Here is a 14,422-nt window from a genome sequence, read left to right as displayed (position 1 = left end):
CTTGCGCTAAGGAAAAGCCTACCGGCTTTTCTTGATCCTAGCTCATTAAGTCAATTGAGCAGCTTGGATTTTCTTAGTATCAACTTGATCAGCTTCTTTAGTATATTCGCTCATCTTGTCGAAGTTTAAGTATTTGTAGATCTCAGCAGAAGCGCTGTCGATTTGCGACGCGTACTGTTGATATTCTTCTGGGCTTGGTAATTTACCAAGAACCGCAGCTACAGATGCAAGCTCAGCAGACGCTAAGTAAACGTTTGCACCTTGACCTAAACGGTTCGGGAAGTTACGAGTAGATGTCGATACACATGTTGTGTTCGGCGCTACACGTGCTTGGTTACCCATACAAAGTGAACAGCCTGGCATTTCTGTACGTGCACCAGCACGACCATAGATGTTATACAAGCCTTCTTCCATTAATTGGTGCTCGTCCATACGAGTTGGAGGAGCCAACCATAAACGAGTAGACAATGAGCCACTTGGTACTTTGTCAAGTAACTGACCCGCTGCACGGAAGTGACCGATGTTCGTCATACAAGAACCGATGAATACTTCATCAATTTTGTCGCCTTGAACATCAGAAAGAAGTTTCGCGTCGTCTGGATCGTTCGGGCAGCAAAGAATTGGTTCTTTGATGTCAGCAAGATCGATTTCGTAAACTTTTAAATATTCTGCATCAGCATCAGCTTTTAATAAGCTTGGGTTGTCTAACCACTTCTGCATGTTTTCAGCACGGCGCGCCATAGTACGAGCATCGCCATAACCTTCCGCGATCATCCACTTCAACATAGTGATGTTAGAACGTAAGTATTCAGCAACTTTCTCTTCAGAAAGTGTGATTGAACAGCCAGCAGCAGAACGTTCAGCAGATGCATCAGAAAGTTCGAATGCTTGCTCAACAGTCAAGTCATTTTCCATTTCTGATAAATCAATCTCAAGGATGTTACCAGAGAAGATGTTTTTCTTACCTTTCTTCTCTACAGTTAAGTCACCCGCTTGAATCGCGTAGTAAGGAATTGCATGTACAAGGTCACGTAAAGTGATACCAGGCTGCATTTTACCTTTGAACTTAACAAGTACAGACTCAGGCATATCCAGTGGCATAACACCAGTCGCAGCTGCGAACGCAACAAGACCAGAACCCGCTGGGAAAGAGATACCGATTGGGAAACGCGTATGTGAGTCACCACCAGTACCAACTGTATCTGGAAGTAACATACGGTTTAACCAAGAGTGGATAATACCGTCACCTGGACGTAAAGATACACCACCACGGTTCATGATGAAGTCAGGTAATGTATGGTGAGTAGTTACGTCAACTGGTTTTGGATACGCAGCAGTGTGACAGAAAGACTGCATTACCAAGTCAGCAGAGAAGCCCAAGCAAGCTAAGTCTTTTAACTCGTCACGAGTCATTGGACCAGTTGTATCTTGAGAACCAACTGTAGTCATCTTAGGTTCACAGTAAGTACCCGGACGGATACCTTGACCTTCAGCTAAACCACATGCACGACCAACCATTTTCTGAGCTTGTGTGAAGCCTTTACCAGTGTCAGCAGGTTGTACAGGTGTACGGAACAATGTAGAAGGTGCAAGACCTAATTCTTCACGTGCTTTAGTTGTCAAACCACGACCAATGATCAAGTTAATACGACCACCAGCACGTACTTCGTCTAAAAGTACTGGAGTTTTAAGTTCAGCTTCTGAAATTTGAACGCCATCTTTAAAAGCAGTAACTTTTGCAGCAGCATGGTCAATTTTCAATACTACTTCGTCGCCCATGTTCATGTTAGCAACGTCGATTTCTACAGGTAATGCACCTGCATCTTCCATCGTATTAAAGAAAATTGGAGCGATTTTAGTACCTAAGCACACACCGCCATCTTTTTTGTTTGGAATGTGTGGAAGTTCGTCACCGAAGAACCAAAGTACAGAGTTAGTTGCAGATTTACGGCTTGAACCTGTACCAACAACGTCACCTACGTAAGCAACTTGATTGCCTTTTGCGATGAGTTCTTTGATTTGGTTTAATGGACCAACTTCACCTAGTTTTTCAGGGTTGATACCATCACGCTCATTTTTCAACATTGCATTTGCGTGTAGTGGGATATCTGGACGGCTCCAAGCATCTTGCGCTGGAGACAAGTCATCAGTATTTGTTTCACCAGTTACTTTGAACACAGTGATTTTGATTTCTTCTGGAACGTCAGGACGGCTTGTGAACCATTCTGCATCTGCCCAAGATTGTAAAACAGCTTTAGCATTGGCATTACCCGCTTTTGCTTTATCTGCTACGTCATGGAATGCATCAAATACAAGAAGTGTTTTCTTTAACGCTTCAGCAGCTAAGCTTGCAAGTTCAGCATTATCAAGAAGCTCAACAAGTGGTGCTACGTTATAACCACCAAGCATCGTGCCAAGTAAGTAAACTGCACGTTCTTTAGAAACGAGTGGTGAAGTTGCTTCGCCTTTTGCAATCGCTGCCAAGAACGCTGCCTTTACATAAGCTGCTTGGTCAACACCTGCAGGAACACGGTTTTCAAGCAAATCAACCAAAAACGCTTCTTCGCCTGCTGGTGGATTTTTTAATAGTTCAACAAGCTGAGCTGTTTGAGCATCATCAAGTGGCTTCGGTGGGACTCCGAGTGCGGCACGTTCTTCAACGTGTTGGCGGTAAGCTTCTAGCACGGTGTTCATTCCTCTTTTTTTGAAAAATTACTTGCAAATTCCAGCTTTCTTAAAAAGCTTCACAAGTAATATGGACTATAAAAGTTTACTAGAGTTCAAGGTAAAAGTTAATGAAAACGGGGTGTTTCTCCGTGATGCCCATTATTTTGTATCTAAATACCCGTGTGCAAATAATGAGCAAATTAGCCAAATCTGGGCTATTTTTAAGCAAAAATAGCCCAGATGAGCGGAAATTCAATAACCGTACTCAATTAGAACGATTTATATTTTGGCATTTTGTCATGAGGTGTTGCCAAACATTCGTCCATCGCTTGCTTTCTAACTTTTTCTTGGAGTGCTTGAGAATCTTTAGTTAGTTCTTCTTTTGGAATTGCATAAACTTTTTCAATAATATTAAGAATGAACTTTTTGGTAATGTCATCTTCAATTTTATTAGCATGCTCAACGGCCTGAGCTTTTTCAATTGCTTGCTGACGATCAAAAACAATGCTTCTAGCCGCATTTCCTACGCTAGTACAAAAACCATGCCACTGCTCTTCTGGTGTTAATGGTTTCTTTTCTGAACAACCAACAAAGAATAAACTCACTGCAATCAATAAAATCTTTTTCATCATTTCACTACACTAATTATTGCTGCTCATATCATACGGAAAATCATCATTTTTGCAAAAACAGCTAGAAAAAAACCGAGATAGTTTCCCTCTCGGTCTTTTTATATCAAGCATTAGAAATGCTAGTTTCCTCATTTGGGTTAATTAAAAAATTTGATATCAGTCGGTGTTGATATTTTTGCCGCATCGCCAGCTGATTTTAATGTGCCTTTATTGGCATCGAAGCGGAACAAACTAATGTTATTACTATAAACATTGGTTACATACAGATATTTACCCGATGCGTCGAATGAGAAAGCGCGTGGTTCAATTCCATTGGCTTTATAAACTGCTGGTTTACCTAGCAATCCATTCTGTTGAATTTTAAATACCAAAAGTTTGTTGTCTGCACCACGATTGGCAGCAATCACATATTTGCCATTTGGACTGAGGATAATTCCACTCGCGCTTTTAAATTCAGGTGTTTTGTCTTCGTGAATTAGTTTTAGCTCAGCCATTTTTTTCAAATGACCATCTTGCACATTAAATGTCACAATTTCACTTCGCATTTCTGCGGTAACGTACGCATGTTTGCCATTTGGGGAAAAGACCATATGACGCGGGCCAGAACCATGTCTAAAAGTTACATCTCGGCTGCTGTCCGCTTCAAGTGGTTGAGGTTTATTTGGGTTATAACGAAAAGTATAGACTTTGTCATTTCCAAGATCGCTCGCATATAAATACTTACCATCTGGACTAAATGTGGTCGAATGCGCATGACCACTGTCCTGCCGACCTTTGACGTGACCAGAACCTTCGCTAAAAACAATATTTTGTACTTTTTCACCTAAATGGCCGTTTGGCAAAATTGGGAAAATAGCCACACCACCACGACCTTTATCAAATGCCGAATAGTTCGACACAAATAGGAATTTGCCATCTAAACTGATTGATGCGTGTGTTGGATGTCCACCATGGCTATCCACTGTGTTCAACACGTCCACCTTTCCATTTTGAATTGATAATGCAGTCACCGCTCCTTCATTTTCTTCATTAGTGGTATAGGCAAAACGGCCATCTTTCGATTTTACAATCCAAGAAGGACTTTTCATTTTCAAGACCTTAACAGGAGTTAAGGTTCCATCGCTATTCACTTTAAGCTGATACAAACCTTCACTGGCTTGTTTTGGTTTTTGCGCAAGTGGTGCGTTAGGTATCGATGTCCATGTTCCTACTAAAGCAATTTGTTGTTGTGCAGCATTTACGGTAGAGCCCCATCCAAATGACAAAAGCGTCATCGACACTGTTGCTGTTAACTTTTGAATTAACCAACGATATTTAGTATTTGTATCGTTTTCCTTGTCATATTTTTCAACAGAAGTATCTATTTTCACTGGTATATCCTTGGAAAAACCACCTTATTTGCACTTATCAACAAGGTATTATCAATTTAGTTTCATTTAATGATTCTGAAAACTAATTTATAAAATAGTAATTTTCAAGTGAGTTTTCTTTAATTAAAAGCTTGTTCAAGCTTTGGTTCCCTTTAAGAGAATCGATGTTTTATATAATAAATATTCAACTTTTTTAAATTCTATAGAAGTGCTTAAAATAAAAGCCCACTAAGAAGCGAGCTTTTATTTCGTTATTACTTGAGACTAATCAAATCATTATAGGTACTAGCATACTTTCTAATGTTTAATTTCCATCTACTAGAAACGCCAATTGTAGAATAGATCGATCGCTCTTTCTAAAGACTGACTTGCTTCTAGATATAAACGTCGATTCATTTGATAACGTAAAGTCAGCTTGTTCACTGGAGTGAATACGCCAACACCATAACGAATAAATAGATCAGGTGTGATATAGCCCGTTAAGCTCACTTGCGTATCTTCACCCGTACCTTGTGCATCTAGAGCTAAGCCACTCAAACCGAAAGTACGTCCAATCTGATTCGTTAAAGCACGTGTACCACCCAAGCCCATACTAATCCCTGCGGCAGCAATGGTGTTATTTACATCGGACTTAAATCCTTCTGCATTACTTAAACCACTTGAACCTTCATTAATACGTCCTGTAACGAGTGCGTTCAATGCTTCTTGCTCTGATAGTCCGGCATCATTGTAAACCTGAATGTTTGGCGATGTTGCAGTACCTGTAACACGCACCCCAACCATACTGCCCTGAACATTTTTGTTTGCATCGATATCTAAAGTTGGATTAGCCAATGGACCATTAAAACGCGCAATTGCTCGATTCAAATCTAGACTTTGTCCGTAAGCTTCAATTTTCACTTTTTGACTGACACCAATTGCCCCGTTAGCTCTCATTGCAGTCTCGTAGCCACGTTGACTTAAATTTAAACGACCAACTAACGGAATATTACTGTTAAAGCCTTGGAATATCACTTGGTTTCCAATGTTAACAGCAATATCAGCTCGTATATCCCAAGGTTTAGCAGCTCGTAAAATTGCAAGCGGATCTTGGCCTTGTCGAACTATGCGGACATCTGATGAAGTGTTAATGACTGGAGCAGTTGTTTCTGGCATTGAAATACGTGCACGAGGAACATCTACCGATCCTTTTAAGCCTAAACGCTTATCGAAAGGATACATATCAAGTGTAAGATTTGGATTGGCAATTGCAGTAATTAATGGAGCCTGACGTACAAGTAAATTATCACCTTTGAGGTTTAATTGAAGACGCGGCGAATCTTTCCATTCAAAACTACCTTTTAAAAGCCCTACACCTTGACCACTATTAAACGCACCATCAATTGTTGCCATATCCTGACGAATTGATGAGTAAACCTGAACATTCGTTAAATTAACTGGCAGCGAAATCATACTGATCGCGCCATTTTTCAAACGCATTTCACCGGTAAATTGTGGCTGAGTTAATGTACCGTTGACTTTACCAGCCAAGGCTAAGGTCCCACTCAATTTACGCACATCTTGAATAAATGGTTTTAAGACTTTTAATTGAACATCATTAAAAGCGACTTCCCCATGCATTGGCATTGATGGCTGGAATGGATTGATAATGACGTTCGCATAACCTGTACCAATATCTGGTGTTTTCACATCAATACGGAACAATAAGCCCTCAGATACACTTTTTGCAATAACACCCAGCTCATCATAAGCCAGAGTGGTTGGAGGGTCTTGTGGATCTTCAGCAGCTAAACCAATTTCACCTTTACGCGTAATTAAACGTGCATCAAGTTTTGGATTACCGCCATTTACCCACGCTGCCTTGGCATAACCATTTAGTTGCCCAGTCATCGCTAAGCCTTCTGGCATAAATGCCGCGAAGTCACTTAAATCCATGTTTTGAGTTACAAACGAAATATTACCGCGAGCCTTACTTACTCGTACTGGCTGATCAAAACAGAGCTGGCTATTCGCACTTTGCCAACAATGTTGACCTACATATAGCTCAGATCTTGCAGAAGAATAAATCACTGGAGCATTTTGATTTTGGGCCAGACGAATACGTCTTGAATCAAAACTTCCTTTTTGAATTTGACCTAACCAATCATTGTTCTGGTTAAACCCGCCTGCCAACTGAACATAGAACTTGGAAACACTATTATTGCCGAGTATTTTCAATAAATGCGCTTTTCTTGTTCCTGTCAGATTCACTTCAGCAGACTGAATTTGTCTATTTCCACTACGCAAATTATCTAATTTTGCGGTTAATTGAGTTGGTGTTGTTTCCGATGTTGGAAGTTCACCCTGAATACTCAATCTCTTCACGCTCACTAAAGTATTAAAAGCAAAATCATCTACGGCGATATTTGCAGTTGCTTTTAAACGTGGCTGTGATTGTACATTCAGATTACCGTAAGCTCGACCGCGTAGACCCGGATATAACTCGTAGAGTGCTGGCGCATTCAGCTTGATTTTTAGATTTTGTGCATTACCGGTCGCTTGTAACTGATTCTGCCCATAGACTAAAAATAAATTATTTGCTTCAAACTGCTGAGGTAAAAAGCCCTTCTGATTAGAATCCATCAATAAAGATAGATTGCCCTTACCTCGAACAGGTTTATTATTTATAAAGCCAGCAAGGTTCAATTGCTGAATATTAATTCGCTTCAAATGGTCTGACCAAACCCCTTGGGTTTTCAGATTCCCTGAAATTTCGCCTTTTACAGCTGAGGTAAAGTATTGGGGTTTAAAGCGCACCAATGAACTATTAATATCCCATGCAATGCGATCTTTGAGATTTACAGAACCTGTTGCATAGATTTTCCCAGCAACACCATCATGCTGTAACTGGTTAATTCGAATAAAATCTGGTGTACCCGCTATAGAAAACTTCAATAAACCATTTGCCTGTTTTAGGGCTTTTAAAGATCCATCATAATTAACTGCAAAACCTTTAAAGCCACCACCAGCTTTTACATCATGGAATAATAATGCTGCGGTACTTTTCCCACCCAAACTTACAGTCTCTTGACCAGCTTGAGCCAGTCGACCAGTTAAATCAATTTTCTCAAATTGAATGATTTGCTGGTTCGGTTTAGCAAAACCATTCGCTTTAATCGAACCATTTAAAAGATTAACAGGTGCTGCCGCATGAATACTTTGTGGATTAAAATCTTTTGCATTTAACAAGGCATTCCAAACCAACTGACGTTTTTCAGTCGGAAGAAATACTTTAGCCTGACCAGTTAAGCTACCTTTTTCAGCAGCAAAACTAAAATTGGGAACATTTAAAACGTTATCTTTAACATTCAGATTCGCTAGATATTGTCCTGCTGGCAATAAACTTTTTTCATGCTGATATACTTTTGTCGCAACTTTAATATCTTGCTGACCATCACGTAACGTTAAATCGACCTGACCATTGTCACTACTTAACCACCCAATATAAGGCATTGCACGATCTATTTTCGTCCAAGCTACATTCATGAGCATTGGTTGAGGTTTATTATTTTTTTCAGGAGCCTGATTAAACTTAAGCTTCCAAGACTCGTAACGGTCGAAATCAACATTAGCAAAGACTTCAGTACCTTTTTCCAAAGAACCAGTTGAAGCAACAGCAGCATCTAAACTTGGCGATAAAAAGTCTTGAACAACCTGAGGAAGTGCTTTGTCTTTCGGATTAATATGGTCTAAACGGCCTTTGATATCCCAAGTAACGTGATCTTTCCAGCTAACTAAGCCTTTAAGATTAACACCGCCTTTCATGACTTGGCCATTAAAATCAGTGATATTCAACTGATGAACCAAATCAGTATTCATTAAAGCGTTGTATTGACCTTCAGGTAAATTCTCACCTTTTAAATCTGTATCAACGGCCAAATTAAGTTGTTTAATATCACCTTGAAACTTGATTACACCATTTTTTGCAAATAATTTTTGTTCAACCAATAAAGGTAAGTGATAATTTTTTAGAAGTAACTCACCTTGCATTGGAACTTCATCACGAACAGGATGCAATACCACCCAACCCGTTAACAAATCGGGAGTTGTTGTGGCAACCCCAGCTTTTAAAGTATCTAAACTTCCGCGTGCTACGACTTTAATATTTTGAATATTTAAACTTTTTAAAGATGGGATTCTTAAATCTGCTGTAGCATCTAATGGATATTTACCACTGAAATCCATTTTTCCTGTGGCATTGTGGACTGAAAGATAGCCCATATCCATACTGGATTTTTCAAATTCCAGTTTAGTCTCTGACCAAAGTGCATCTTGCAAGTGAACATCATGGAAATTTACATCTGAGGTTGCTAGCTTAATTTCTAAATGATCAACATCAGCTTCATCAACGCGTAGAACAAACGGCAACTTAATAGGCTTAAATTCAAATGCTTTACCAGACGGCGGGGTTTTATTAATAATACGTAAATTACGCACATCCGCATGGCTCAAATGCACTTCTTTTTCTAATAATAAAGAGCGCCATCCTAAACCTACGTCAGCTCTGTCTAATGAAACTTCAACGTCTGTTAATTGCACCAAAACATTCTTAAGAATAATTCCGCGCAGTAAATTTCCGCCTTCGTATTCATATTTAATTATTTTCTGAGCTTCTAAAACCCGATCTAATAAAAAACGACTTCCGCGATCTGTTGACATCATGATTACTAACGAAGACGCTAATAATAAAAATATGATCAATATCGTCAGCAGGAAACTACGCAAAATGCGCCGCTTCTTAGGTGAGCGAGGTGCCGAAGTTGGCTGCTGTTCTACATCCGCCATAAAATAAACCTAATAAAATTTTATTTTTAAAGTTGTGGGCCTATAAAGAAATGTAAACGAATCGGATGGTTTTCATCTGAAATACCCGAAGCGACATCTAAACGGATTGGTCCGATTGGAGACTTCCAGCGAATTCCAACCCCAACGCTATAAGCTGCTGGATTATTAAAGTCTTTATCATAGGCATTACCAAAGTCTGAGAAAACAGCGGCTCGCCAACCATCCTTAAACTGATAGTTATATTCTAAAGAACCTACAGCCAAAGCTTGTCCCCCAATTTTATATCCATCTACTTCTGGAGAAAGACTCTTATAGTCAAAACCACGAATTGTCTGGTCACCACCAGTAAAGAATCGAAGATTGTACGGAACTTTGTCAAAATCATCGGTAAAAATGTAGCTAAGGTCAGATCTTCCAACGAATTGATGATCATCATTTTCACCAAGAGAATAAATAAATCTCCAACCTGCACTTGCAATGGCCATATTGGCATCGGACAGTAAACTCTCACTACCTAATTCTAGTTTATAGGTTTGTTTAAAAGCTTTCGTTGGGTTTAACCGTGTATTACTCGAGGTTTTAGATGTTTCATAACTAAATAATAATGCTTCTTGCTGTGATGCCGCAGTTTTAAAAGCATCTGGCAACTCAGAAATATCAACATTACCCTGTTGGGTCAAACGGTCTAAACGATAGCGGACACCAAAAGTATGTTGCCAGTTTCCTAATGGGCGTTTAATTATTCGCTCACCACCAACAACAGCAGATTCAGTAAGCAAACTTACATCTGGACCAATATCATTACGTGTTTCACGCTCATATCCACCCACAATGTTAAAATAGTCATTTAACGGGTGTTTGTAGGGAATACTATATCGACCATCAATAGATTGACGAATTTGCGAGAGCTCCAAGTTGGCATCAAAAGAATGACCATATTTATTGACAATAGAACGGCGATACTGACTACGTAAACGTACACCTGTATCTGTCCCGTAACCTAAACCCGTTTCTAAACTATTTAGCTTATCTGCATTTAAAGTCACAATGACTGGAATTCTTTTCGTTTCACGTGCTTGAGCTTGTAAACGATCTTGTTCAGTTTCTTTCTCATCCTGCGGAACTGGCGCACTTTGCAACATTGCTGTTTGAGGTTCTGCCTCTTTTGTCTTTTGTGTTCCTGCAAACTGTTTTTCGTCTACTACGTTTTGAGTAACTTCTTTATTAGACGTGGCTAATTGACGTGCTTGAGCAAGTTGGCGTTGTTCAGGTGAAAGTAAATTTGACTCATCAACATCGATATTTTGCTCATCGACTAAAGCTTGCAAATCTGGCGGTAGCTCAAGTGGTTTTTCAATTGGATCAGGTTTGATGCTATCAACCAAAGTGTAATTGAAATAACGCGAGTTAGTTAGGTTATTTGCTAAAGTATTTACACGCCAAAATGCATAGTCATCACCTTCTTTCCAAGGGGCCATACTTTCTAAAATATTTTGGTTCAAAGGCAAGGGTTTCGATGGATCACTCATACGAAACTCAACCTTATCTAATTTATAACGCTCACCTGTTTCATAGCGCAAATTGATATCAGCCTTATTTTCTGGCTGACTCACTTTCACATCGTGCAGTCGCCAAAAAGCATCAAAATAACCGTTATCAGTGGCTGCGTTGACTATTCGAGTTTTCGTGGTTTCATATAAACCATGGTTAAAGATATCACCTACATCCTGATCAGGAACTAAGCGAATAACCTGAAACTGGGGTTGTTTTTCACCAGCACCAGTAAATTCGATATTTTGTTCATTAATTCGTACTGGTTCATTTGGGGTAACCTTAACGCGAACTCGGCTCGAACTTAATTTTTCAAATTTAAACTCAGCATTATAATAACCAACTGCTTGAGCAGCCTGATTACTTAGCGTTCTGAGTTGAGGTAAAGCTGCATTAAAATCTTCGAATGATTCTTGGGTAAATGTTGATAACTTACCTTTAATATTTTTAGCCAGCACATCTGAAGCACCTTCCACATCTGCACTAATACGCGGTACTTGCTCCATCGGAATTACACGTGGTGGGCGCACTTTATTTAAAATACGTTTAAAGAAACCTGCCTGCTCAGGCGGAGCTTCGGCCTCTGGCGTTAATTCAGGTAAGGTTTTCCCAGTTTCATTAGCTTCGACTACAATCTGGCTATCAGATTTGATCTCTTGCATAAGCTGGTCAATATTCACAGGTGCTTGATTAATCTGATTGAGTTCAGACTGAGTTGCATCACTGACTGTAACTTCAGGTAGCTTCTGAGTGCCATTTTGGAAGTTTTGCGCTTCACTTTTAGCTTCTTCAGCGACTTTATAAATTTCATTTGCCATGCTTTGATCAACAGGCATGTCGGGTAAATCATCAAGATTATCAAGCGTAATTGGCTTAAATTCGTCAATTTGATTTGGAAATTGTTCTTGTTGTTGCAATATAGCCCAGCTATCTTGTTGTTGCTGCGCTTGAGTCACAAGGGTAGCAATATCTGTTATTGGAGCAGTAGTTTGCTGACTCACTGGAACTAATTGTTCAGTTGACGCATCAGACACCGTCTGATTTAAAGTTGAAGAGTTACTTTCAACAGAAGTTTGAGCAAAACTTGGCGTTACACAAACTGTAAACAACAAGCTGCTACAAATAAGTTTAGGAATCCCCTGCATTTTTAAAATTAAATGCATAGAATGAGAGAGAGTTGACTGTTTAAACTTAATTTTAGAAGGCATAGAAAACTCTAGACTTATTTTTTAATAAAACGCACCAAGGTGAGTGTAAAACTCACTCAAAACCATTGATTTTTCATTTAATCAAGCGTTAAAAATATCATACATGGTTTTAGATGCAAATTAACACTCGGTCACATTTTTTTATAAAACACAATGAAGTTTGCACATGATGAAACAAGATGAGCACCTGATGACATCACGTCGGTTCGTACCGATGTTTTTTACCCAGTTTTTTGGCGCATTAAATGATAACGTTTTTAAGCAAGCTTTATTATTAGTGATTACTTATGGTTTGATTCAGCAGCAATCTGCCCCAGTAAGTACCCTCAATAATTTAGCAGCTCTCTTGTTTATTTTGCCCTATTTCTTTTTTTCGGCAACTGCCGGACAAATTGCAGATAAATATGAGCGCTCACAACTCGTCCGTGGCATAAAAATCCTAGAAATTATTATTATGCTCATCGGTACTGCTGGTTTCCTGTTGGGACACTTATGGTTGCTTCTTTTTGCCTTATTTTTGATGGGGACACATTCAACATTCTTTGGTCCCATCAAGTACGCAATTTTGCCTGAAATTTTAAAACCGCAAGAATTAATGTCTGGTAATGCTCTGTTTCAGTCGGGCACGTCAATGGCAATTTTATTCGGGATGATTTTAGGTGGTGCTGTAATTGCATCCTCACATGGAAACTTATTGTGGATTAGTCTTACTGTTGTAATTATTGCTTGCATTGGCTCTGTATGTAGCCGCTTCATTTTGCCACAGAAAGTTGCTGCTCCCGATTTAAAGATTGACTGGAATTTCATTCGTACAAGTTTTCAAACCATTAGATATGCCAAAAGCTTACCTTTAGTGTTCACCATTTTGTTAGGTAACTCATGGTACTGGTTTTATGGGGCGACTTATTTAACGCAAATTCCGCAGCTCACCCAACAAAACCTTCATGCATCAGAAAATGTCGTTAGCCTCTTACTGACTTTCTTTTCAGTCGGTATTGGCGTCGGGTCTCTTCTTTGCCGTAAAATTGGTGGCTCAGAAATTAATATTAAAATGGTACCAATTGGTGCGATTGGCCTTACCGTTTTTGCGCTTTACCTTGCCGCGAGTTTAGCTTTTGTACCCGAAAGAACTGGTGCATTACTTACCTTAAAAGATATTTTTACCCAAGGTTGGGTTTACTATCACGTGATGATTGCTGTGACTTTACTTGGGATTAGCGGCGGTTTTTATATTGTTCCTTTATATGCCATGATGCAGGCTTACTCACCACGTTCACATCGTGCTCGTGTTGTAGCAGCAAACAATATTTTAAATGCCGTTTTTATGGTTTCTTCGGCAATTTTTTCAATCTTAATCTTAAGTGTTTTAAAAATTGATATTAAAATACTTTTTATTATTACAGCTGTACTTAGTGCAATCTTTAGTATTTGGCTTCTAGCACGTCTAAAACCAATGCTTGCCACAGCACATCTTTCTTTGGAGGACTAATTTATGCGCCACTATACTGGAATTGATCAACTTATTAACTCTTTTGATCAAGCATTACGTAGTCTTGTTCCCGGTGCAACAGCAGCACAGCGCCAAAATCCAGCCGAATCAGTTGAAGCAAAACTAGGAGTAGAAGATGCTCGCCATGTCGCAGGCTTAATGCGAGTTAACCATAGTGGTGAAGTGTGCGCACAAGCCCTTTATCATGGACAAGCATTAACGGCGAAATTGCCAAATGTACGCAAAGAAATGCAACAAGCAGCAATTGAAGAACAAGATCATTTAGCGTGGTGTGAAGTTCGTTTAAAAGAGCTAAATAGTCATACCAGTTTATTAAACCCAATTTGGTATGGGCTTTCATATGGTATGGGTGCCCTTGCTGGTATTGCGGGTGACAAATATAGTTTAGGTTTTGTTGCAGAAACCGAACGTCAAGTCAGCCTTCATTTACAAGATCATTTAAACCAGTTACCTGCTCAAGATGATCGTTCTCGTAAAATTTTAGAGCAAATGAATGAAGATGAATTACATCATCGCCATACAGCGCTTGAAGCAGGTGGTGTTGAATTGCCATATGCAGTAAAAATTACGATGACTGCTATTTCAAAGCTAATGACCAAAACCAGTTATTATCTTTAAAAAAACAAAGGATTGATCTCATTCGGATCAATCCTTTTTCAA

The 14,422-nt window shown here is 39.3% G+C and carries 7 protein-coding genes; 2 read left to right on the top strand and 5 right to left on the bottom strand.

Annotation, left to right across the window (positions count from 1 at the left end):
- Window positions 1-45: 45 nt before the first annotated feature.
- From NL42_RS00090 to NL42_RS00070, 5 genes are all read right to left on the bottom strand, one after another.
- Window positions 46-2,685, bottom strand: a complete 2,640-nt coding sequence (locus NL42_RS00090) for a bifunctional aconitate hydratase 2/2-methylisocitrate dehydratase (RefSeq protein WP_461311325.1) — start codon at window positions 2,683-2,685, stop codon at window positions 46-48.
- Window positions 2,686-2,936: 251 nt separating this feature from the next.
- Window positions 2,937-3,299: a hypothetical protein gene (locus tag NL42_RS00085; protein WP_252612612.1), complete on the bottom strand. Its 363-nt coding sequence runs from the start codon at window positions 3,297-3,299 to the stop codon at window positions 2,937-2,939.
- A 137-nt stretch (window positions 3,300-3,436) separates the two neighbouring features.
- On the bottom strand, window positions 3,437-4,669 hold the full coding sequence (locus NL42_RS00080) for a lactonase family protein (RefSeq protein ID WP_461311324.1): 1,233 nt from the start codon (window positions 4,667-4,669) through the stop codon (window positions 3,437-3,439).
- Between the two features lie 318 nt (window positions 4,670-4,987).
- A complete protein-coding gene (locus tag NL42_RS00075) occupies window positions 4,988-9,493 on the bottom strand; it encodes a translocation/assembly module TamB domain-containing protein (protein WP_461311323.1) in 4,506 nt (1,501 codons plus the stop codon).
- 26 nt (window positions 9,494-9,519) lie between these two features.
- Complete coding sequence (locus NL42_RS00070; RefSeq protein WP_461311322.1) at window positions 9,520-12,252, bottom strand: autotransporter assembly complex protein TamA; 2,733 nt, start codon at window positions 12,250-12,252, stop codon at window positions 9,520-9,522.
- A gap of 166 nt (window positions 12,253-12,418) precedes the next feature.
- On the opposite strand from NL42_RS00070, the gene NL42_RS00065 reads away from it, so the two are divergent.
- Window positions 12,419-13,741, top strand: coding sequence for an MFS transporter (locus NL42_RS00065; RefSeq protein ID WP_461311321.1), 1,323 nt, complete (start codon window positions 12,419-12,421; stop codon window positions 13,739-13,741).
- Window positions 13,742-13,744: 3 nt separating this feature from the next.
- Entirely contained in the window at window positions 13,745-14,380 is a 636-nt protein-coding gene (gene coq7, locus NL42_RS00060) for a 2-polyprenyl-3-methyl-6-methoxy-1,4-benzoquinone monooxygenase (protein WP_004791519.1), read from the top strand.
- Window positions 14,381-14,422 lie beyond the last annotated feature (42 nt).

Source organism: Acinetobacter sp. GN11, from assembly GCF_054823985.1.
The sequence above is the reverse complement of the archived record's forward strand: the minus strand, read 5'-3'. Positions and strand labels throughout refer to the sequence as shown.

Excerpts from the sequence above, each read along its gene's own strand:
- NL42_RS00085 (WP_252612612.1), bottom strand. The coding sequence starts at position 3,299 with ATGATGAAAAAGATTTTATTGATTGCAGTGAGTTTATTCTTTGTTGGT.
- NL42_RS00070 (WP_461311322.1), bottom strand. The coding sequence starts at position 12,252 with ATGCCTTCTAAAATTAAGTTTAAACAGTCAACTCTCTCTCATTCTATG.
- coq7 (WP_004791519.1), top strand. The coding sequence starts at position 13,745 with ATGCGCCACTATACTGGAATTGATCAACTTATTAACTCTTTTGATCAA.
- NL42_RS00075 (WP_461311323.1), bottom strand. The coding sequence starts at position 9,493 with ATGGCGGATGTAGAACAGCAGCCAACTTCGGCACCTCGCTCACCTAAG.
- NL42_RS00065 (WP_461311321.1), top strand. The coding sequence starts at position 12,419 with ATGATGAAACAAGATGAGCACCTGATGACATCACGTCGGTTCGTACCG.